Origin of the sequence: Brevibacterium sp. 2SA (assembly GCF_005502845.1) — a bacterium.
Taxonomy (GTDB): domain Bacteria; phylum Actinomycetota; class Actinomycetes; order Actinomycetales; family Brevibacteriaceae; genus Brevibacterium.
In genome coordinates this window covers 1-21620 of sequence record NZ_SCMW01000051.1, presented here as the reverse complement: position 1 = coordinate 21620, position 21620 = coordinate 1, and the positions used below count along the sequence as shown (strand labels likewise).

Below are 21620 nucleotides of genomic sequence, written 5' to 3'. Positions count from 1 at the left end.
CCCGGGGGATCACACCCTCCGATCCGCGGCCTCGTCCAGTCCTCCTCAGAACAGCGGGCTCGTCCCGAGTCCCTCAGAACAACGGGCTCGGGAGAGCTCCCTCCAGCTCGAGGAGTCGGCGTTTCGTCGCCAGTCCCACTCCGCGGTGACCGCCCGAGTATCCGCCGAGGCCGTCACCGGCGACGACGCGATGGCAGGGGATGAGCAGCGGCAGCGGGTTGAGCCCCATGATGCTCCCGATCGCCCGCGCCGGGATGCCGGTCCCGGAGCGTGCGGCGAGTTCCCCGTAGGTCACGGTCGCCCCATAGTCGACGGTGTCGGCGAGCACTGTCAGAACGGTCGTCGCGACCGGGGAGATCCCGTCGAGCGAGAGCGGAAGATCGAACTCGCCGAGGCGGCCGTCGAAGTAGGCGCGCAGCTGTCCGAGCGCCTCCGTGAGGAGAGGATTCTCGTCGTCTGGAGTGGGCTCGGAATCGGCGTCGACCCATTCGACGCGGACGATCGCCATGCGCGTGCTCGTCACCGCGATGATCCCGACCGGAGTGGTCAGGGTCGCCGCTGCCGGGTGGGTCGCCTCGGTGGTCTCCATGCAACGATTATCGCCCGCCGGCGGCAGCGATCGGCGCGTTAGGGCCGAAACGACTGCGCCGGATGACGGGGCGACCGCGCACGCGGCACCGCCGACGGTGGTCGTTCTGCGCTCGGGGCACGATTGCAGAACGAGACCGGGCCCGCCGATTCGCGATGCGAACCGACGGGCCCGGCCAAGTCAGCGGAGACCGCAGACAGCTGCGCCCGGAGGTCAGCTGATCACACGGTCAACGGCGCAGTGCGTCACTCGCTGATCTCGGTGGAGTAGGCGTCGGGGTTGTCCTTGATCCACTGGGCCACAGCCTCAGCTTCCTTGCCCTCACCGTACTCATTGACGACCATATCCTCGAGCGAACCGTACTGCTGGTCGTCGAGTTTGATGCCCTTGATGTACTCGGCGGCCTCAGGGTTCTCCTCCGCGAAGCCCTTGGTGCCGAGGAAGTGGAGCGCTTCCGCTTCGCCCATCGCGCCCTTGGGGTCTTCGAGGTCCTTGACGTCGTAGGCGCTGTTCGCCCAGAACGGACGCCACAGGGTCACCACGACCTCTTCCTTGTTGTCGATCTTGTTCTTCAGCTCGGTGAGCATCGTCGCGGTCGACGACGTGACGAGTTCGTACTCGCCGTCGAGACCGTACTCGGGCATCATCGTGTCCTTGGTCTGCGCGGTCAGACCGGCGCCGGGCTCGATGCCGATGATCTTCCCGTCGAACTCGCTCGCCTTGCCCTTGAGGTCCTCGATCGAGTTGATGTTGCTGTACGAGGGCACGGCGATCGTCAGCTTCGCATTGTCGTAGTACGCGCCGAGGTCTTCGAGCTGATCCCCGTACTCGTCCATGTACTGCTTGTGGGTGACCTCCGGCCACGCTGACGGGTAGATGTCGACATCGCCGTTCGCGAGACCCGAGTAGAGGATCGCGGCTTCGGTGATCGTCTCCATCTCCACGTTGTAGCCCAGCTTGGTCAGCTGGTTCTCCAGCAGGTACGCGGTGCTGAGACCATCGGTCCATGACGGGATGAATCCCAGGGTGATGGTGCCCTTGTCCCCGCCTTCGCCACCGCCGCTGTTGTTGCTGGCTTCCTGCGAGCAGCCGGTGAGAGCCAAGGCCAGAGCCGCGCCGACGGCGGCGATCTTCGTGACGAAACGCTTCTTCATCGTGGTTTCCTAACTACTGGTTGTGTGGTCTGCTGAGAACGGTGTGTCAACTCTGAGTGCGGACGATCTCTACCTCTTCCACAGTGTCCGGTTCGGCTGCCGCACGGGTGTTCGCGGCTGTGGCCCTGCGTCGTTTGAGGGCGCCGAGGAGGGAGTTCGGATAGTCCTTCGCCGTGCCCAGAGCCGCGGTGACGCGGTCGAGGTAGATCGCGAGGATGACGACGCCGAGTCCGGCTTCGACTCCGAGCGGCAGGTTCTGCGTCGCAACGGCTTCGACGACGTTCTTGCCGAGGCCGTCGGCACCGACGATGCCGGCGATGACGGCCATCGCCAGGGCGAGCATGATGACCTGGTTGATGCCGGCCATGATCGTCGGGGTGGCCAGCGGGATCTGGACTCCGCGCAGGATCTGCCTCGGGGTGGCTCCGAAGGCATAGCCGGCCTCGACGGTCTCCTTGTCGACGCCGCGGATGCCGAGCTCGGTGAAGCGGACGCCCGGCGGCAGGGCGAAGATCACCGTCGAGACGAGGCCGGGCACGACGCCGATGCTGAAGAACGTCACCGCGGGAATGAGGTAGACGAACGCCGGCATCGTCTGCATGAAGTCGAGGATCGGTTTGACGATCGCCGACACCGTGTCGTTCCTCGCGGCCAGAATGCCGACGGGGATCGCGATGATGACCGCGACGAGGGCGGCGAGGACGACGAGCGCGAGCGTCTGCATCGCCGACACCCATTGATCCATCGTCATGATGAAGAACATCGTGACGAGTGTGCCGAGGGCGAACTGCCACGACCGCACAAGCCATCCGAGGAACGCGAGGATGATGATGATGACGAGCGGATGAAGGTCGACGAGAACGGTGGTGAGACCCTCGACGAGGAAGCGGACGACCACGGTGATGAAGTCGAAGAGCCACCCCAGATTGTCCTTGAGCCAGTCGAAGACCGAGTCGGCCCAGGCGCCGACCGGGATTCTGATGTCCTCCATCACAGGGCCTCCCTCTCCACGGAGTTGTCGACGACCACGGTGTGCGGATCATCGCCGAGCACGTCTTCGATCTCGCTGGCCGCCACAGGCGGTGCCGGCTGCTGCACCTCTCCGTCACCGCTGTGATGGCCGAGCGCTGCGAGCAGAGTGGCACGCGGGATCACTCCGACGAGCTGCCCCAGGTCGTTGACGACCGGCAGCGGCAGCGGCGATTCAGCCGACGGGATGAACAGATCGATGAGGACGTCGTCGGGGTGGGCGACGATCGCCGGCGGCTTGACGATGCCGTCGAGCGTCGTCGCTCCGCTGCGGATCTGCGCGACGGCGTCACGGTCGCTGACCACCCCGAGCAGGCGACGATCGCGATCGACGACGCACAGCGCCGAGGCGTAGCTGTCACGCATCGCCCGCAGGGCCACGCGCGGTCCGCTCTGGTCGGAGACGACCTGGCGGGGCTTCTCCATGACGTTTCTCGCCGTGAGCACGCGAGCGCGGTCGACGTCCTGGACGAACTGCGCGACGTAGTCGTTGGCAGGATCCGTGAGGATCTCCTCCGGCGTCCCGATCTGGACGATGCGTCCGTTGCGCATGACCGCAATGCGGTCGCCCATGAACATCGCCTCATTGAGGTCGTGAGTGATGAAGATGATCGTCTTCTTGAACTTCGCCTGCAGTTCGACGAGCTGCTCCTGCATCTCTCGGCGGATGAGCGGGTCGAGAGCAGAGAAGGCTTCGTCCATGAGAAGGATGTCGGTCTCGGCTGTGAAGGCGCGGGCGAGCCCGACGCGCTGCTGCATGCCACCGGAGAGCTGCTCGGGGAACTTGTCTCCCCAGCCTTCGAGTCCGACGGCCTTGAGCCATTCCTCGGCCTTCGCCAGTCGCTCAGCTCTCGGGACGCCGCGCAGCTCGAGGGCATAGGCGGCGTTCTCCCGCACGGTCCGGTGGGGGAGGAGGGCGAAGTGCTGGAAGACCATCGAGATGTGGTCGCTGCGGACCTTGCGTAGGGTGCGGGCGTCGGCTTTGGCGATATCCGTGCCGAGCACCTCGACGGACCCCGCTGTCGTCGACCACAGGCCGTTGAGCGTGCGGATGAGAGTCGACTTGCCGGAGCCCGACAGGCCCATGACGACGAAGATCTCGCCCTTCTCGACTTCGAAGCTCGCATCGATGACTGCGGCGGTGCCGAGCTTCGTCAGCTCGTCACGGTCGGCGCCCTCTTCGAGGCGCTTGACGACTTCGTTCTGGCGTTTGCCGAAGACCTTGTAGACGTGTGATGCCTTGACGACGCTCACGGAATACCTCCTTGGAGTCCTGACTGTCCGCAGAACGAGAGGCCTCACCCTGTCGCGCGGTTCGGCGACTGTCGAATCGAACAGGAGTCGATCACATGGGCCTCACCGCTCACGGAAATCTCAGTCCTCATTATAGAATTTTCCACACTTTTCGGCGGGAACAATATTCCTGTCGTCGGGAGTGTTGTGGTTGACAGGGTATCTGACCTGGGACGATGTAAGGCGATGCGTTACTTGATCGTTACATTTGCGCCTTGCGGAAGGTCGTCATGGCCTTATTCCGCTAACCGTTCGACGATGGCATTTGCCATTGATCGATCGATAATTCCGCAATGCGGGCGATTTTCCCCCGCTGATTCTCGTGCCCATCACTGCTGAAGTTCGCGGCGCAGTGGTTCGCGGTGCTCGGACGCCGGTCGAGCGGGCGACTGCACGTGCGGGAGCCTCTACTCTTGAGACCATGAAGCCGCTGCCGTTCCTTCTCGACTCCGCTCCCGCGACCGACTCCGGTGCGGAGGTTTCCGCCCCGACCGTTCCGTCTTCGACCCCGGCGACGCGCAACCCCCGCCGCCCGGCAGTCATCGTGCCCGTCCTCCACACCGATGCCGAGCTGCTGGCGCTCAGCTGTCGGGAAGCCGCCGACAGCGGCCTCGTCGATGTCATCGAGTGGCGCGTCGACCCCCTCGTCGCCGACACCCTCGATCCCGCCGGCGGAGGAGTCGATGCCGTCGCTGAGGCGATCAGAGAGCTCGCCCCGCACGTCACCGCCGCCGGTCTGCCGGTCCTCGCCACGCTGCGCACCGCTGCCGAAGGCGGGGAGGCCGAGCTCAGTGATGCCTCCTACGCCGAGGTGGTCGCCGGCCTCGCGGCGGCGCTGACCGACGCGAACGCGGCCGCCGGTGCGACGGTCCCGATCGCGATCGATGTCGAGATCGCCCGGGATTCGGCGCAGGACGTCATCGGGGTGCTGCGGACCGTCGGCGTGCCCGTCGTCGCCTCCCGGCACAACTTCTCGGACACCGAACGCGTCGCCGACATGCGCGAAACGCTCATCGAGATGCGGGCGGCAGGAGCCGATGTCGTCAAGATCGCGATGATGCCGACGACTGCCGCCGATGTCGCCGACCTGCTCCGGGCCACCGCCGAGGCCGACGCCGACCTCGACTGCCCCGTGCTCGGGATCTCGATGGGGGAGCTGGGCCGGACGAGTCGGATCCTCGGCGCCGACTTCGGCAGCTGCGCGACCTTCGCGCAGATGGGCACCGCCTCGGCGCCGGGACAGATCGCCGCCGGCGAACTCGCCGTCATCCTCGACCGGCTCTACGCCTGACCGCACCGCGGGACCGCTGAGCGCATCCGGCGGCGGAATGCGCGCGGGCGCGGACGAGCGACCCGGCTTCTCGACGTCGCCATGGACGACGAACGCCCTGCCGGGTGGGAATCCACTCGGCAGGGCGCTCGTGTGTCGGTGAGCGGTCGGCTCAGACGCCTTCGGCGATCTGCTTGCGGAACTTCTTCGGCAGAGCCTGGTCGCCGAAGTTGTTGCGCACGGTGTTCGCGGCCAGGCGCTGAACGACGAGCTGGGCGATGGCCACCCCGACACCCGAGACGACGGTCCAGGCCAGGGCCTCCGACATCGAGATCTCTTCGTCGACGGGGTTCGACGGTGCGGGACGATGAGTCGACTTCTCCCACGCGAAGGTGAGCACCTTCCGGGCTGCGACAGCTGCCACGATGGGCGCTCCGACGCCGATGATCTGCCAAGCGAGCTTTCCCATGCCCGTGTCCTTTCGTTCGAAGTCGAGGAGCGACTCCTCCGGTGATCCGGCAACGGCGACGACCGCCGTCGGATGAAGGAGTCCTTCGTCATCCACACTATCGCAGGCGCCTGAATTTCATACTTTTGTGCGATGTGCGACGCGCCGCCGACCGATAGCGTGAGACCACCGATGCAGGGAGGAGGTCCGCGTGCTCACCAGACGGAAGAACGTCATGGTCACGGGTCTCTTCGTGCTGGGCATCTGCGGATTCGTCCTCGGACTCGCCCCCGAGCTCGCCGCGTTCTTCTGGGTCCTCTGGTTCATCGGCTGCGGGGCCTCGATGCTCGGCCTCATCCTCGCCGTCACCGTGCCCCGGCCTGCTGCTGAGCGGCATGCGAACTGCCGCGGCGAAGCGGGGCACTGCGAAGCGGGCCGCCGCGGCGGGTCGGACGACGGATCACCGCGTGAGTCCGCGACTCGGATGTCGCGCAATCGGCACTGACGCACCCGCCAGGCCGCCCCGCCCCGTTCACCCGGCGGCGATGATCCTCTGGAATTCCCTGGTCAGCGCCTCGTCGCGCGAAAGCGACTTCCCGTCGAGCGCGCGCAGCGTCACCGCGGTGCGCACCGACGAGACGAACCATGCGCCATCGGCGGAGAGGACATCGTCGACGCTGAGGTCGGCGTAATCGGCCTTGAGCTCGAGTCGACCGGCATGGTCGAAGAGGAGCCGCTGGGTCGTCCCGGCGAGCAGACCGGCGGCGGGATCCGGGGTGAGGAGGTGGTCGCCTCGGCGAATGACGATGTTCGCGGTCGGACCTTCGAGGACGACGCCGTCGCGGGAGACGAAGAGGGCCTCGTCGGCTCCCTGCCCCTGCGCGTACCGCAGGGCCGCCTGATTGACCGCGTACGACAGGGTCTTCGCGCCGAGGAGGAGCCACGGTGCGCGCCGACCGACGTAGGCGTCGTAGCCGCGGTCGACGCTCACGGCGCTCACGCCCTCGGCGCGGGCGGTGACGATCGTATCCTCGATGGGCACGGTGAAGGCCCACCCGCGCGGGGCGTCGCCGCCGCGGGAGAGCGTGTAGCGGACCGCGAACTCCGTGGTCTCGGGGTTCGCGGCGATCGCTTCGGCGATGAGTCGGTCGACGGCCTGCCGCCACAGCTTGCGGTCGGGTTCGGGCAGATCGAGCGCCGAGGCGGACGAATGGAACCGCGCGAAGTGGCGTTCGCGGGAGACGACGGTGGCCTCACGGGTGTCCGGGTTGACGCGGACGAGGACCGTCTCGAAGATGCCGTCGCCGCGGTGGGCGGCCAGGTCCGTGACCGGCAGCTGGGGGGAGGCGAGATCGGCGGTGGTGACCGTCGAAGTGCCGGGATCGATGAGGACGAGGACTTGGGTCATGGGGACAGTCTACGGTCGCCGGTCCGAGTCCGGGAGTCCTCATCGGCAAGTGATGATGTCGTCGAGCACCGGTGCCGGCGCGGTTCGACGCCGCCGCATGCCGGGGGCTGACTCCTCAGCCGGCGTCGTAATCCCAGCCGGCGGCGCAGTCCCAGCCGGCCGTCTCAGTCAGTGGACTCGCAGTCGATCCCGCGCACTCAGCCGGTTCCGCGCACTCAGCCGGTGCTGATGCCGAAGACGAGGCCGAGTCCGTAGGTCACGGCGGCGGCGCCGAAGCCGATCGCCATCTGCCGCAGCGCCCGCGGTCCCGGCGCCTTGCCCGAGAGCAGGCCGACGGTGCCGCCGGTGAAGAGGAGGGCGATGCCGACGAGGCCGGCGGAGAGGAAGACAGCGGGCAGCCCCGACATGCCGAAGATGTAGGGCAGGATCGGGATGAGCGCGCCCGAGGAGAAGAACGCGAAGCTCGAGAGGGCCGCCCCGATGCCGGTGCCGAGCGCAGAGCTCTCGATGCCCGATTCGAGGCTCGGCAGCTGCGGGGCGTTCGTCGTCTTCGCCTCGGAGATCGTCCGATGCGCCTGGATCTCCGCCTCGTCGGGGTCCATGCCGCGGGCGCGGAAGACGAGCGCGAGCTCGTTCGCATCGATGTTGAGGTCGGCGAGCGCGTGCCGGGACTCCGGGTCCGGGGTCGAGGCGTCGAGGAGCTCGCGCTGGGAGCGCACGGAGATGTACTCGCCGGCGCCCATCGACAGGGCGCCCGCGAGGAGACCCGAGACGCCGGTGAGGAGGATGACGGTGTTCGGCACACCGGCGGCACCGACGCCGAGGACGAGCGCGAGGTTCGAGACGAGACCGTCGTTGGCGCCGAAGACGGCGGCCCGGAAGTTGCCCGACAGGCGGGCCCGGGAACGGGCGGCGAGAGCGCGGACGACCTCGGCGTGGATCCGCTCATCGGCGGCCATCTCCGGGGATGCCGCGTCGTCGTTCTGGTACGGGGAGCTCGTCTCCGACTGCTGCGCGAGCGCGAGGATGAAGACCGAACCGAAGATCCGGCCGAAGAAGGCGAGGAAGAGGGTGACGAGGTCGGGGGTGCGCTTCTTCGCGGCATGCGCGCCGAGGAGGCGGATCCAATGCTGCTGGTGCCGGGATTCGGCGGCGGCGAGTCCGAGGAGGATCTCCCGGTCCTCACCGGTGCGGCGCTCGGCGAGATCACGGTAGACGCGCTCTTCGAGGCGCTCGTTGGCGAGGTAGCGCTGCCACCGCCGGATGGTCCGGCGGTCGGGCGGAGGGTCGGTGGGCGCGGCGGGCGCAGACTGCTGATTCGTCACTGGTGCGATGCTATCGGAGAACTCCCACTCAGTTCAACACTTGCGCAATTGCTTAAGTATGGGTTGTTATCCATTCGTGACCTAAGGATGTTACTGATGCGATAGGTTAATGAACCATGTGAGTTGTGTCACCGTTTCGTTATAGATGTTTGTGATTCGTTACCAACGGCGAACCACTCGGCGAAACACCAGAGTCAGGCTCTCCCAGCCCCGAGCGCACCGCACCCAGGGACGACAGACACCGGGTGTCCGCAGTCCGCGCCCGGGTGAGCACGTGGGGTCGTGCACCGTCGACGGCCCGTGAGGCGAGGTCGATTCGCGTGGCACCTGAGGAGCGAAAGGAACTCCATGAAGTTGCGCATGAAAGCCGCGTTGGCCGTCACCGCATCCGCGGGACTGGTCTTCAGCGGCATGGCCCCGGCGATGGCCGCCGGAACCGCAGGTCCGACAGAGCACACCGATATGGGCGTCACCGGCGACGCCGTGATGGAACAGCTGCAGAACATCTCCGACATCTCGGTGAAGAACGCCGACACCGGGTACCGGTCGCTCGGCGCCCCGGGATATGAGGAGGCCGTGGAGTACGTCGAGCAGACGCTCGAGGCCACGGGCGCCTACGACGTCAGCCGGCAGGCCTTCGACGTCGAGAACCAGGACTTCGGCACCGTCTCCGTCAAGGTCGACGGGGAGGACGTCGCCGTCACCCCCGCGAGCTACACCGAAGGCACCTCGGCGCCGCTGACGGATCTGCCGCTCGTCGTGCCCGTCGATGACGACTACTCCGACCTCGCCGGCGGCCAGCTCGGCTGCCAGGCCAGCGACTACGACGACTCCGCCAACGGCGCGGTCGTCCTCGTCGCCCGCGGTTCCTGCACCTTCGGGGAAAAGGCACAGGCCGCCACGGACGCCGGAGCAGCCGCCGTCATCATCTACAACAACACGAAGGACGCCCCCGACGAGGAGCTCAACGCCACCCTCGGCGAGCGCATCGAGAACGGCGCGCCCACTGTGGGCACGACCTACAATCTCGGCAACGGACTGCTCGAGAAGGTGCAGGCGGCCGCCGACGGTGAGGCGCCAGCAACGGACTTCACGCTCGAGACCGAGTACAAGACGTCGACGACGTGGAACGTCATCGCCGAGACGAAGGCCGGCGACAAGGACAATGTGCAGATGTTCGGTGCCCACCTCGACGGTGTGCCCGAAGGACCCGCCGCCAATGACAACGGCTCGGGTTCGGCTGCTCTGCTCGCCAGCGCCGAGGCGCTCGCCCAGCAGCCGACCGAGGTCGACAATGCGGTCCGCTTCGCCTGGTGGGGTGCCGAGGAGGTCGGTCTCGTCGGGTCGACGAAGTACGTCGAGAGCCTGAGCGCGGACGAACTCGCCAAGGTCAAGGCCTACATGAACTTCGACATGATCGGCTCCGACAACTACGTCGTCGGCACCCTCGACTCCGACGGCTCCGACGTTCCGGTGCCCGACGGCGTCAACGTCCCCGCCGGTTCGGCCGAGCTCGAGAAGGTCTTCACCGACTACTTCGCCGACAACGACCAGAAGAACATCGGCACCGAGTTCTCCGGTCGCTCCGACTACCAGGCGTTCCTCGACGCCGGTGTGCCGGTCAGCGGTCTGTTCTCCGGAGCCGACGAGATCAAGACGCCGGAGCAGGTCGAGTGGTTCGGTGGTGAGGAGGGCAAGCCGCAGGACACGAACTACCATCAGCCCACCGACACGATCGACAACGTGAGCCGGGACGCGATCGACATCTTCGGACCTGCGATCGCCTACTCCGTCCACACGCTCGCCTACGACCTCGAGCCGGCTCCCACGGAGACCCCGACGGAGACGCCGACCTCCACGCCGACCGAGACCCCGACCTCGACCCCGACGGATTCGCCGACCTCGACCCCGACGGACGCTCCCGACGAGCGGAGTCTGACGATCGATCCGACGACGATCGATGAGAACGACTTCGTCTCCGACACCGGCGTCCAGGTCACCGCCACCGGCTGCACGCCGGGGACGACGGCGACGATGACGGTGGATCCGCAGAACGGCACCATCGAGAAGTTCGAGCAGACCGCGACCGTCGACGCCGACGGCGTGGCGAAGTTCGGTGTCCGCGGACTCGATGAGTCGAAGTCGGCCGAGTACGTCGGAAAGTACGACGTCACCGTCGACTGCGAAGGCGGCGACGCGCTCAACGGCTCGTTCGAGGTCGTCGCGGCCGGAGCCGACGATCCGGGCGCCGGCGGCGGAGGCGGGGGAGACCTCCCGCGCACCGGTAACGAGGCTCTTCCGCTCGTCGCCTCGGCCGCAGCGCTCATCGTGCTCGGTGTCGTCATGACCATGGGCGCCCGCCGCAGGAAGGCCGGCAGCCTCGAGTGAGACGGTGAGTCCGGGTCGGCGCGGTGATGACCGCACCGACCCGGGCTGACCCACCCCGAAGCCACGCGGGCCGGTGACTGGACAAGTTCGCCGGCCTGCGTGATCGTTGTCTGCTGACACTCGCATCGGAGTCTGTCGGCACCCGCATCGTCGTCGGCCGGCACCCGCGACGGCGGCGGGAATTGCACCGCGCCGGCGTGACCCCGGACACGCCCCTGCACGGCACCGCTCGGGCGTTGGTGCGTCTGACCAGGAGCGACGATGCTCACCTGGTCTCGGCAACGCAGGATCCGCCCAGCTTCGCCCGGCACAATGAGGTTCCGTGACCCCTAAGAAGCTCTTCAATTTCTTCGCCGTCGCCGAGGCCATCACGTGGGCCCTCCTGCTTGTCGGCATGTTCCTCAAGTACGTCACTCAGACCACCGAGGTGGGGGTGCGCATCGGAGGCGGAATCCACGGATTCGTCTTCCTCTGCTTCGTTGTCGTCGTCCTCCTCGTCGGCATCTCCCAGAAGTGGAGCATCGGGCGCATCCTCGCAGGCCTCGTCTCCGCAGTCATCCCGTTCGCGACGATCCCGTTCGAGATCGCCTCGGCGAAGGCCGGAGCCCTCGACGGCGACTGGGGACTCGGCCGGGGCGGCCGGGCGCCGCGCGGACCGCTGGAGAAGCTGAGCGCGTGGGCGCTGCGCTCGCCGTGGGTGGCCGCCGGGGTCGGCGCCGTCGTCGTCATCGCGGTGTTCTCCGGACTCCTCATCGTCGGTCCTCCCGGCAGCTGAGCCGCACGAGCCCGACCGCCTCGGCGCGGTGATCGACTCAGGTCATCCGAGCCACGCAGACCCGGTGATCGACTCAGGCCTCTCGTCCGGTCGCCCGACGAACTGCACGGTCCCGCGGTGTGGGACGACCGCCTCGGCGAGTTCCTGACCTGGAACATCTCCGCGCTCTGCGGCCTGGGCAGGCGTCGTGCCCTCCGATAGGGTGGTGAGCACGGGCCGACTACAAGCGTCGGCTCGCCTGCATCCCCGTTGAGGAAACGAAAGGCCCGCTCATGGACCTCATACTCGGCGCCGTCATCATCGGCGCCATCGCCATCGTCGTGCTCATCGCACTCGTCGTCATTCTCCGGTCGTACAAGATCGCCTCGCCGTCCGAGGCCCTCATCATCACCGGACGCAACGCCTCGGGAGCGTCCGGGTCGGGGCGGATCATCATCGGCGGACGCGCAGTCGTCTACCCGATCGTGCAGAAGGCGTTCATTCTCTCGCTGTCGTCGCGGCAGATCTCCGTCGAGATCGACGGCATCTCGAAGAACGGCATCGCGCTCAAGCTGCGCGGCGTCGCCCAGGTCAAGGTCGGCGGCACCGACGATGACGTGCGCAAGGCCGCGCAGCGCTTCCTCGACCAGCAGGATCAGATCGACCACTACAGCAAGGAGATCCTCTCCGGCACCCTGCGCGCGGTCGTCGGCACGCTCACCGTCGAGCAGATCATCCAGGACCGCGCCTCCTTCGCCGCGCAGGTGCAGGAGGAATCCGCGCACTCGATGAACAACCAGGGTCTCGTCATCGACACCTTCCAGATCTCCGCGGTCGAGGACGAGGGCAGCTACCTGCGCGACTGGGGTCGCCCGCAGGCCGCTGAGGTCGCGAAGAACGCCGCCATCGCCGAGGCGAATGCCTCCCGTGCCGCGGCTGTTGAGGAAGCGCAGCAGAACGAGGAGACGCAGAAGCAGCAGGCGCTGACCGATCAGGCGATCGCCGAACAGCAGCAGCAGCTCGCGCTGCGTCGGGCGGCTCTGAAGGAGGAGGCCGACCAGCGGCAGGCGACGGCCGACAACGCCGGTCCGCTCGCGGCCGCGGCTGAGAAGCAGAAGCTCCTCGAACGCGACCGGGTCGTCGCGAAGGAGGCCGCGGAGCTGCGTGCCGAACAGCTCGACGCCGAGGTGCGCCGCCCGGCCGATGCCGAGCGCTACCGCCAGCAGGCCGAAGCCGACGCCCGGGCCTACGAGATCGAAGCCCAGGGTCGAGCCGAGGCCGCTGCCGAACTCCACCGCCGGTCGAAGGAAGCCGAAGCGATCCGCCTCGAAGGTCAGGCCGAGGCCGATGCCATCAAGGCTCGCGGTGAGGCCGAGGCCGGAGCGCTTGAGGCGCAGGCCGAGGCGTACAAGAAGTTCAACGACGCCGCCGTCCTCTCCAAGGTGCTCGAGGTGCTGCCGGACATCGCCGGCGAACTCGTCGCTCCGTACGCGAACATCAAGGACCTGTCGATCGTGTCGACCGACGGCGAGTCGAAGCTCGCGAACTCGGTGTCGAACAACCTCGCCCAGGTGCTCGAGGTCGTCCGCGGGACGACCGGCATCGACCTCACCGACCTCGTCGACAAGGCGCAGGGCGGAGGGTCAGCTTCGGGTGACGGCGACGACGATGCGGACGGACCGGGCTCGGGTGGTCCCGACTCGGGCTCCGGCTCGGGCTCCGGCGGATCAGGTGGCCGCGGTCAGGTCATCGAGGGTCGTCTCGCCGACGACACTCCGGCCGCTCGCCGGGAGGCCCGGCGCGAAGCCCGTGACAGCTCCGGCGGTCGTCGTCCGGGCAGCGGGGGAACCGGGGGCCGCGCCGGTGAGCGCGACAGCGGTCAGTGGGCCGGGTTCGACCCCAAGGACTTCCTCGACCCGGATGGCGGTCTCGACATCCAGCACATCGGCGACGAGGTCAAGCGCGCGACAGGCATCGACGTCCAGGCCTACATCGACGAGGCGCTGCGCCGCCGCGACGGCGGTGCCGCGGGCGGCAGCGCCGGCTCGGGTGCGGGCACAGGTTCGGGTCCCGGTTCGGGACCCGCAGGTGGACCGGGGTCAGGATCGACCCCCTCCGGCGGTGCATCCGACGGCCGCACAGATGGCTCGACCGGCGGCACCGGGGATTCGACCGGCGGCACCCCTGGCTCGGCCGGCGGTGCGTCCGACGACGATGAGACCGGCAGCGGTCCGACGTCGAACTGACGTCGGTCAGTCTCCAGCGGAGCCTGTTTGCGCCGCTCGGCTTGAGCTGAGCGGCGGCTCGCCTCCGCCGTGAGGGTCCTCCTCCTCTGCGGGTCACCCGCACTCGAGGATCCTTCACGCTGAGGACTCGCCACGCTGAGGACCCGCCACGCTGAGGACTCTGCACGATGAGGATCCTGCGCCCCCGAGGTGGATCCGGCTCGATATTCACGCGATCATCGAGCGGAATCCACCTCGGGGGCGTCGGCATGTCTACGGGCGCCACCTCGGGGCGTCGGCATGTCTGCGGGCGCCACCTCGGGGCGTTGTCATGTCCGCGATCCCCGCTCCTTCCACGACCCCCGCTGCTCTCCGTCACCAGAGCATCCACTTCACCCATATTCATAAATACATACGCATATGTTAATGTGAGTGTGAAAGGAGTCCTCATGTCTCATGACCACTCACACGAAACGGGGTCGCGCAAGCGGCTCGCGATCGTGTTCTGCATTGTCCTGGTGATCTTCGCCTTCCAGGTCTTCGGTTCGATCTGGACCGGTTCGCTCGCCCTGCTTGTCGACACCGGACACAACTCCGTCGACCTCATCGGACTGGGCATCGCACTGTTCGCCGCGACGCTGGTCGCGCGGCCGCCGAAGGGGCAGAAAACGTGGGGCTTCAAGCGCGCCGAAGTGCTCGCCGCCGGTGCCCAGGCGACCCTGCTCCTCGGCCTCGGCATCTACAGCCTCATCGAGGGTGTGCGTCGCTTCTTCGCGCCGCCCGAGGTGCCCGGCCCCGAACTGCTCATCTTCGGCGTCGTCGGACTTGCCGGAAACGTCGTCTCGATCCTCATCCTCACCTCGTCGAAGAACTCCTCGCTCAACCTGCGCGCGGCATTCCTCGAGGTCATCGCCGATGCGCTCGGCTCCGTCGCCGTCATCGTCGCCGCCGTCTCGATCTGGCTCTTCGACTGGACCCGCGCCGATGCTGTCGCCGCCCTCGTCATCGCGGCCCTCATCGTGCCCCGAGCGTTCGCGATCCTCAAGGAGACCGGATCGATCCTGCTCGAGTCCGCGCCGAAGAAGCTCGACCTCGAGGCCGTGAAGAAGCACATCGAGGACGTCGACCACGTCGAGGCGGTCCACGACCTCCACGTCACCCGCATCGACTCGAACCTGCCCGTGCTCACCGCCCACGTCGTCCTCGCCGACGAGTGCTTCTACGACGGGCACGCCCCGAAGATCCTCGCGGACCTGCAGGCCTGCGTGGCCGACCACTTCGACGTCTCGATCGAGCACTCGACGTTCCAGTTCGACACGGCGAAGGACGCGGAGAAGGAGAAGCAGACCCACAGCTGAGCCTCCGGCACCGAGGCGGTCGCGCAGCAGACCAGAGCGCCCGCCGTTCCCCCGCAGAGCGGGGAGACGGCGGGCGCGGCTGTGCTGGGCTGGAGGGTCAGGGGGTCGGCAACGGTGCGGCCGCCTCGGCGTGGATCGCTTCGAGCTGTGCGACGATCGCCTCGGTCATCTCGATCGTGTTCGCGTTTCCGCCGAGGTCACGCGGCAGGATCCCTGCCCCGGTGACGTTCTCGACGGCCTGACGCACCGCGTCGGCCTCGGCGGGTCGACCGAGATGGTCGAGCATGAGCGCGGCCGAGGAGATCGCTCCGATGGGATTCGCGACGCCCTGCCCGGCGATGTCGGGTGCCGAGCCGTGGACCGGCTCGAACATCGAGGGGTATCGGCGTTCGGGGTTGAGGTTCGCGCTCGCGGCGAGTCCGAGGCTGCCGGCCAGTGCGGAGCCGAGATCCGAGAGGATGTCGGCGTGGAGGTTCGAGGCGACGACGACGGAGAGCTCCTCTGGGTGGAGGACGAACTTCGCGCTCATCGCATCGACGAGGACGCTCTCGGTCGCCACGTCCGGATAGTCCTCGGCGACGCGGGCGAAGATCTCATCCCAGAGCACCATGCCGTACTGCTGGGCGTTCGATTTCGTCACGCTCGAGACCTTCTTCACCGGGCGGGTGCGGGCGAGGTCGAAGGCGAAGCGGATAATCCGCTCGGTGCCCTTCTCCGTGTGGAGGCTCGTCTGCAGGGCGACTTCGTTGCCGGGGCCGCGTCCGCTCAGATTGCGCCCGCCCATGCCCGCGTACTCGCCCTCGCTGTTCTCCCGCACGACGATCCAGTCGAGTTCGGTGTCATCGGCCTTGCGCAGCGGGGATTCGACTCCGGGCAGGAAGGTCACGGGCCGGATGTTCGCCCACTGGTCGAACGGCTGCGTGATCGCCAAACGCAGCCCCCACAGGCTTGTGTGATCGGGGACGTCGGCCGAACCGACGGCACCGAAGTAGATGGCGTCGTGCTTCTGCAGCTCGTCGAGGCCGCCGGCGGGGATGTAGTGGCCGTGCTCGAGGTAGTACTCCGAGCTCCACGGGTATTCGGTGATGTCGAAGGCGACCGCGCCGTCGGAGAGCTTGGCGACCGTGTCGAGCACGCGCAGTCCAGCGGCGACGACCTCGCCGCCGATGCCGTCGCCGGGAATCGATGCGATGGAGAAGGTCTGAGTATCGGTCATGTCGGTCCTCGATCGTCAGGGGGAGTGGGCTCTTTCCATTGAGCGCGTCGACGAGTCATAAGTCCAAGACGAGTTCCCGATCCCATTCATCGGATCTGCCTATGGTTGAGGGAGTGACTCCTCGCCCGTTCGGGGGAGCGGCCCTCCGTCGCCGAGGCGGACTGCCGTGTCGAGGAACGCCGCGGCGGCCGGCGTGAGCCCCGCGGGCCGGGAGACGGCAGAGACATGCAGCGCCGGCGCACCGCGCAGAGGGACCATCTCGACGTCGTTCGCCGCCGCGAAGACCTGCCAGGCCGAGGGCAGGACGGCTGAGCCGAGCCCCGCACGGACGAGGGGCAGGATCGACGAACGATGCGCCACCTCGGCGGTGATGTCGATCTCGATCCCATCGGCGATGAGCTCATCGACGTAGGCGCGCATGAGCGAGCCCGGGTGGGAGACGATGAAGCGGGTGCCCGCGAGCGCTCTCGGGTCGACGGGCACTGGTCCGTGCGGCGTCTGCGACCGCGGGCGGGCGAGCATGAGGGGGTGCGCGGTGACATCGAGGACGTCGAGGTCCTTGACCTTCAGCGGCTCACGACTGCCGGGGAAGCCGATCTCAGCGCGACCGTGGCGGACGGCCTCGAGAGTCTCCTCGGCGGTGAAGGTGCCGTCGACGGCGAAGGCGATCTTCGGATGCGCGAGCGTGAAGCTCGCCATCAGCGACGACAGCGGTTCGATGCTCGGCGACGGCATCGCCGCGATCTCGATCCGACCGGCCTGGAGTCCGCGCAGACGATCGATGTGCGCCTTCGCCGCATCGAGGTCGCGAACCGCGAGCCGTGCGGGACCCTCGAACTCACGTCCGGCCTCGCTCAGACGCACGGTGCGGCCGATGCGGTGGAAGAGCGAGACGCCGAGTTCCCGCTCCAAGCCCTTGATCGTCTGCGACAAGGACGGTTGGGCGACGAGCATGGCCTCTGCCGCCTTCGTGAAGCTGCCGGTGTCGACGACGGCGAGGAACTGGCGGAGCTGACGAATATCCATAGGCACATGCTATTGGTCTGATCGGAAACAGGCCTTGGACTATATCGGTCCGCTCGGTCACGCTGGACTCACAGCGATGAAAGGACCAAAGACGGTGGATATCTCGCAGGGACGAGGCAACGGCGGCTCGTCGGTTCAGAAGACAGATGTGCGCGAAGCGCTGCTCGGCGGCAAGACCTTCCGCAGCCTGAGCGAACAGAAGCTCTCTCCACGGGAGGAGAGGTTCGAACGGGCCCGGATGACCTCGGGGTTCATCCTCGCTCCTGCGGTTGCGATCATCTTCGCGCTCATCCCGTTCGACCTGACGTATCAGCAGCACATGCTCGCCGCCGTCCTCCTCGGCGTCATCGTCCTCTGGATCACCGAGCCGGTGCCGATCCCGATCGGAGGACTCCTCGGTGTCGGTGTCGTCGTCGTGCTCGGCATCGTGCCGGCCGCGGACGCCGTCGGGCCGTTCGGGTCGTCGACGATCTTCACCTTCATCGGCGCGTTCATCCTCGCGCAGGCGATGCTCCACCACGGGATCGCCCAGCGGCTCGCGCTTACCGTGCTCTCCCTGCCCGGGGTCGGCAGATCGGTGTACCGGGTGATCATCGCCTTCGGTCTCATCACGTGCATCCTCTCCGCGTTCGTGTCGAATACGGCGACGGTGGCGATGCTCATGCCCACCGCGCTCGGCATCCTCGCGGTCATCGCCGAGCTCCTCCAATCGCGCGGCATCGTCAAACCCGACTTCGACCCGCTGCGGCTGCGGGTGGGAGCGGCTCTGCTGCTCATGCTCGCCTATGGGGCGAGCGTCGGCGGTCTGCTCACGCCGGTCGGGTCGCCGCCCAACCTCATCGGGCGCGGCCTCATCGAGGAGGCCACCGGCGAGAAGATCTCCTTCGGTCAGTGGATGGCCGTCGCATTCCCGATCTGTGTGGCGATGTTCATCGTGCTCGCCCTCGTCCTCCTGCTCCTCAACAAGCCGGAGATCCGCAGGATCGAAGGCGTCGAGGAGTATGTGAGGAAGGAGCTCGCCGAACTCGGACCCGTCTCCCGCGCGGAGAAGAACACTCTCTTCGCCTTCGGTCTCACCGTCGTCCTCTGGCTGCTGCCGGCCTTCGCCGCGCTGTTCGCGGGTACCGACTCCGCGATCTACGAGTTCCTCGACTCCCGCCTCGACGAGGGAGTCGTCGCGGTCATCGGCGCGTCGCTGCTCTTCATCCTGCCGGTCAACTGGAGGAAGCGCGAGCCGACCCTGACGTGGAGCCAGGCGGCGAAGATCGACTGGGGAACGATCATCCTCTTCGGGTGCGGCATCATCTTCGGGTCGCTGCTCGCCGACACCGGACTCGCCGAGACGATCGGCAACGGGTTCGCGGAGACGCTGGGCGTGACGAGCCTGTTCACCATCACGATCGTCTCGGTGATCCTCGCGATCCTCATCTCGGAGACGACGTCGAACACTGCGGCCGCCGCCGTCATCGTCCCGATCGTCATCCCGCTCTGCCAGGCGGCAGGAGTCGACCCGTTCGTGCCGGCGATGGCGGCGACACTGGCCGCCTCCTTCGGGTTCATGCTTCCGGTCTCGACGCCGCAGAACGCCATCGTCTACGGCACCGGGGCGGTGCCGATCACGAAGATGATCCGCACCGGCTTCACCTTCGACATCGCCGGTGCCATCCTCATCATCGTCCTCGCTCCGATCATGATCGGCGTCGTCGGTCTGGGGCAGTAGGGGCGGCCCGCGCACTCGGCCGCGCCTCGAGAGACTGAGCTCATCGGCACCGCCGAAGGAGAGTCACCCGGCTCGCCTGCGACCGCCTCGGCGCCTGATCCCAGCGGGAGGCCGGCGCCTCAGCTCTGGGGGAGGATCTCGACCGACTCCGTGCGGAACCGCTCGAGCTTCGCCGGGTCGATCGTCACCCCGAAGCCGACGGTGTCGGGGACGTCGACGCGGCCGTCGTGCATGACGATCTCCTCGGTGATGTCCTCGTGGAAGAAGCGATTCGACCCGGAGATGTCGCCGGGCAGGGTGAAGCCGGGCAGCGAGGCCAGGGCGGCGTTCGCCGCGCGTCCGAGTCCGGTCTCGACCATCCCGCCGTGCCACACGGCCACGCCGTTGGCCGCGGCGAGGTCGTGGATCCGCTTCGCCTCGATGTAGCCGCCCACCCGCCCGGGTTTGATGTTGATGACGGCCGCTGCCCCGAGGGCGATCGCGTCGGCGGCCGCCTCGGCGGAGACGATCGACTCATCGAGGCACATCGGGGTCTCCATGAGCTTCGCGAGCTCCGCATGCTGACGGATGTCGGCCTCACCGAGGGGCTGTTCGATGAGGAGGAGGCCGTAGTCGTCGAGGCGGCGCAGGTGGGAGGCGTCGACGAGCGTGTACGCGGCGTTCGCGTCGACCTGGAACCCGAAGTCGTCGCCGAAGGCCTCACGGACCGCGGCGACCGGAGCGATGTCCTTGCCCGGCTTGATCTTCAGCTTGATCCGCGAGTAGCCCTCGTCGAGGTAGCCGCCGATGACCCTGACCGTCTCCTCGACGGAGTCCTGGATGCCGACCGACACCCCTGAGGGCACGGAATCGACGACCCCGCCGAGGTAGGACTTGAACGACTGCCCCGTCAGCTGGAGCTGGGCGTCGATGACGGCCATCTCGAGTGCGGACTTCGCCATCGGATGCCCGACGACGTGCCGCAGGTGCCAGCCGACCGTCTCGGCCGTGAGGTCGTCGACGGCGAAGAGGATCGGAGCCAGCCACCGCCGGGTGACGTCGATGCCCGCGGCGACGTACTCGGAGGAGTAGAGCGGAGAGATCATCGCGACCGATTCGCCCCACCCGGTGATCTCGCCCTGAGGGGTGTCGAACCGCGCCTCGACGAGGTAGCAGTCCTTCTCCGTCTCCCGCATGAACGAGGTCTCGAACGGGGTGACGAGGGGAATGGACACCTGGTGAAGGGTGATCGACGTGAGCTTCATCGGCCGCGGCTCCTGCTTCGCAAAAGGGAAAGGTGATCGTCACCACCCTATGCCCCGGCGCCGAGGCGGTAGTGCGTCGGGCCGTGGATTGGTACGGTGGGGCGAAGAGGGCACACGACGAAGAGGGGCCCACCGTGAACGACTACCTGCGGAGTCTCACCGCCCGCAAGCAGTCATGGTTCGGGCTCAAACTCCCCGTCAAGGCGGCCCTCGCGCAGCCGCTGCTCCACCCGCTCATGCGCGCGCTCGCCCCGCACATCGCCGGCATCCGGATCGGCCGGCTGCCCGCCCCGATCGGACTCACCGAGGTGGCCGGACGCGCCGGCGGAGCCTCCTTCGTCCTCGTCGATCCCTTCCGCTGCGAGATCGCCAAGGAGTTCTACTGGGGGAAGGGCCGGCGCACCGAACCCGAGGACGCCTTCGCCCTCGACCTCATGGTCGACCTCAGTCGCGACGCCGAGGTGTTCGTCGACATCGGCGCCTACACCGGGGTCTTCACGATGGCCGTCCTCGCCGCCAACCCCACCGCCGTCGCCCACTCCTTCGAGATCATCCCCGCCGTCGTGGCCGGGTTGGAGAAGAACATCGAGCGCAACCACCTCGGCGAGCGGGTGACCGTCCACCCGACGGGAGTCGGCGCACCGGGCACGACGATGCGCGTGCCCACCGGGGACGGGGGATCGGCGCTGCCGTCGTTCTACGCCGCGAGCATGGACTTCGCCGACGGCGTCGAGGTTCGCTTCTCCTCCCTCGACGAACTGCTCGCCGAACTGCCGGCCGGCACGTCACGGGTGACGGTGAAGATCGACGTCGAGGGAGCGGAGAACGACGTCCTCGGCCACGGGGCGGAGTTCCTGGCCACCCTGCGGCCGGACATCCTCTGCGAAGTCCTCGACGATCGGGCCCAGCCGGGTGAGCTCATGCGACTGCTCGAGCCGCACGGGTACAGCTATTTCCTCGTCGGGTCTGAGGAACTCACCCACTTCAAACGCATCGTTCCCGACCCCCACTTCCGGGACTGGCTGTTCACGGTGCAGACGCCGGAGGAGCTGAGCGCGAACTGGGCTGTGTCAAGTTTCGTAGACGATCTCTTTGTGGATCAGGCGGCGATCGCGGCCTGAAGGGTGTAGTCGGCGCGCGCTTCGGCGGGCGTGCGGTAGCCGAGGCTCGAGT

Annotated in this window: 18 protein-coding genes; 8 read left to right on the top strand and 10 right to left on the bottom strand. The window is 67.5% G+C overall.

The window, feature by feature from the left end:
* Positions 1-73 precede the first annotated feature (73 nt).
* The 4 genes from FFS20_RS14720 to FFS20_RS14705 all read right to left on the bottom strand — a co-directional run bounded on the left by FFS20_RS14720 (position 74) and on the right by FFS20_RS14705 (position 4026).
* Entirely contained in the window at positions 74-589 is a 516-nt protein-coding gene (locus FFS20_RS14720) for a methylated-DNA--[protein]-cysteine S-methyltransferase (protein ID WP_137826585.1), read from the bottom strand.
* 245 nt (positions 590-834) lie between these two features.
* A complete protein-coding gene (locus tag FFS20_RS14715) occupies positions 835-1743 on the bottom strand; it encodes a glycine betaine ABC transporter substrate-binding protein (RefSeq protein ID WP_137826584.1) in 909 nt (302 codons plus the stop codon).
* Positions 1744-1789: 46 nt separating this feature from the next.
* Positions 1790-2734, bottom strand: coding sequence for a proline/glycine betaine ABC transporter permease (locus FFS20_RS14710; RefSeq protein ID WP_137826583.1), 945 nt, complete (start codon positions 2732-2734; stop codon positions 1790-1792).
* Entirely contained in the window at positions 2734-4026 is a 1293-nt protein-coding gene (locus FFS20_RS14705) for a glycine betaine/L-proline ABC transporter ATP-binding protein (RefSeq protein WP_137826582.1), read from the bottom strand. The genes FFS20_RS14710 and FFS20_RS14705 overlap by 1 nt, the downstream gene beginning before the upstream one ends.
* Positions 4027-4486: 460 nt before the next feature.
* Between FFS20_RS14705 and aroD the strand changes: the two genes are divergently transcribed.
* Positions 4487-5356, top strand: a complete 870-nt coding sequence (gene aroD, locus FFS20_RS14700) for a type I 3-dehydroquinate dehydratase (protein ID WP_137826581.1) — start codon at positions 4487-4489, stop codon at positions 5354-5356.
* 151 nt (positions 5357-5507) lie between these two features.
* Here aroD and FFS20_RS14695 read toward each other — a convergent pair whose 3' ends face one another.
* Positions 5508-5804, bottom strand: coding sequence for a DUF4235 domain-containing protein (locus tag FFS20_RS14695; RefSeq protein WP_137826580.1), 297 nt, complete (start codon positions 5802-5804; stop codon positions 5508-5510).
* 190 nt (positions 5805-5994) lie between these two features.
* Here FFS20_RS14695 and FFS20_RS14690 point away from each other — a divergent pair, with 190 nt between their 5' ends.
* Positions 5995-6288: an MFS transporter gene (locus FFS20_RS14690; protein WP_137826579.1), complete on the top strand. Its 294-nt coding sequence runs from the start codon at positions 5995-5997 to the stop codon at positions 6286-6288.
* Between the two features lie 27 nt (positions 6289-6315).
* Here FFS20_RS14690 and FFS20_RS14685 read toward each other — a convergent pair whose 3' ends face one another.
* A complete protein-coding gene (locus FFS20_RS14685; RefSeq protein WP_137826578.1) occupies positions 6316-7191 on the bottom strand; it encodes an aminodeoxychorismate lyase in 876 nt (291 codons plus the stop codon).
* A 215-nt stretch (positions 7192-7406) separates the two neighbouring features.
* Positions 7407-8516 (bottom strand): VIT1/CCC1 transporter family protein, encoded by a 1110-nt coding sequence (locus FFS20_RS14680; protein WP_137826577.1) that lies wholly within the window; start codon positions 8514-8516, stop codon positions 7407-7409.
* Between the two features lie 348 nt (positions 8517-8864).
* Here FFS20_RS14680 and FFS20_RS14675 point away from each other — a divergent pair, with 348 nt between their 5' ends.
* From FFS20_RS14675 to FFS20_RS14660, 4 genes are all read left to right on the top strand, one after another.
* Positions 8865-10904 (top strand): M28 family peptidase, encoded by a 2040-nt coding sequence (locus FFS20_RS14675; protein WP_137826576.1) that lies wholly within the window; start codon positions 8865-8867, stop codon positions 10902-10904.
* A 322-nt stretch (positions 10905-11226) separates the two neighbouring features.
* Positions 11227-11679: a DUF3817 domain-containing protein gene (locus FFS20_RS14670; RefSeq protein WP_137826575.1), complete on the top strand. Its 453-nt coding sequence runs from the start codon at positions 11227-11229 to the stop codon at positions 11677-11679.
* Between the two features lie 272 nt (positions 11680-11951).
* Positions 11952-13904, top strand: coding sequence for an SPFH domain-containing protein (locus FFS20_RS14665; RefSeq protein WP_137826574.1), 1953 nt, complete (start codon positions 11952-11954; stop codon positions 13902-13904).
* 428 nt (positions 13905-14332) lie between these two features.
* The gene (locus FFS20_RS14660; RefSeq protein ID WP_137826573.1) at positions 14333-15241 is read left to right on the top strand and encodes a cation diffusion facilitator family transporter; all 909 of its coding nucleotides are present in this window, start codon (positions 14333-14335) and stop codon (positions 15239-15241) included.
* 97 nt (positions 15242-15338) lie between these two features.
* On the opposite strand, the gene FFS20_RS14655 is transcribed toward FFS20_RS14660, so the two are convergent.
* Both FFS20_RS14655 and FFS20_RS14650 read right to left on the bottom strand, forming a co-directional pair.
* Entirely contained in the window at positions 15339-16457 is a 1119-nt protein-coding gene (locus FFS20_RS14655) for a tartrate dehydrogenase (RefSeq protein WP_137826572.1), read from the bottom strand.
* A 99-nt stretch (positions 16458-16556) separates the two neighbouring features.
* On the bottom strand, positions 16557-17483 hold the full coding sequence (locus FFS20_RS14650; RefSeq protein ID WP_137826571.1) for a LysR substrate-binding domain-containing protein: 927 nt from the start codon (positions 17481-17483) through the stop codon (positions 16557-16559).
* Positions 17484-17577: 94 nt separating this feature from the next.
* On the opposite strand from FFS20_RS14650, the gene FFS20_RS14645 reads away from it, so the two are divergent.
* The gene (locus tag FFS20_RS14645) at positions 17578-19203 is read left to right on the top strand and encodes a DASS family sodium-coupled anion symporter (RefSeq protein ID WP_249356880.1); all 1626 of its coding nucleotides are present in this window, start codon (positions 17578-17580) and stop codon (positions 19201-19203) included.
* A 119-nt stretch (positions 19204-19322) separates the two neighbouring features.
* Here FFS20_RS14645 and menC read toward each other — a convergent pair whose 3' ends face one another.
* Positions 19323-20447 (bottom strand): o-succinylbenzoate synthase, encoded by a 1125-nt coding sequence (gene menC / locus FFS20_RS14640; RefSeq protein ID WP_137826570.1) that lies wholly within the window; start codon positions 20445-20447, stop codon positions 19323-19325.
* Positions 20448-20581: 134 nt separating this feature from the next.
* Here menC and FFS20_RS14635 point away from each other — a divergent pair, with 134 nt between their 5' ends.
* Positions 20582-21568, top strand: coding sequence for an FkbM family methyltransferase (locus FFS20_RS14635; RefSeq protein ID WP_137826569.1), 987 nt, complete (start codon positions 20582-20584; stop codon positions 21566-21568).
* Positions 21569-21620: the final 52 nt, after the last annotated feature.